General features: G+C 55.1%; 1 rRNA gene. It reads left to right on the top strand.

Going from position 1 to position 294, the window contains the following annotated elements:
* Positions 1-205: 205 nt before the first annotated feature.
* Positions 206-294 (top strand): 5S ribosomal RNA (rrf, locus tag KUF83_RS01690); the annotation flags it as partial.

The following is a 294-nucleotide window of genomic DNA, read 5'->3' as shown; positions in this document are numbered from 1 at the left end:
GATAGGCCAGATGTGGAAGCCCTGTAAGGGGTGAAGCTGACTGGTACTAATAGGCCGAGGGCTTGTCCTCAGTTGCTCGCGTCCACTGTGTAGTTCCCAGACAACGAACGGTTGTGCTGGCTGAACAGTTCCACTAATCAATTGAATAGTGTGCTTGTTCGCTGCCCGTTCACAGCTCTGCCTATGGCAGGGTGTCTGAAAGGGTTTCGGTGGTCATAGCGTGAGGGAAACGCCCGGTTACATTCCGAACCCGGAAGCTAAGCCTTACAGCGCCGATGGTACTGCAGGGGGGAC

The organism is Streptomyces sp. BV286 (genome assembly GCF_019090165.1).
Lineage (GTDB): Bacteria > Actinomycetota > Actinomycetes > Streptomycetales > Streptomycetaceae > Streptomyces.
Note: the sequence above shows the minus strand (reverse complement) of the source record. Positions and strands in the feature narration are given on the sequence as shown.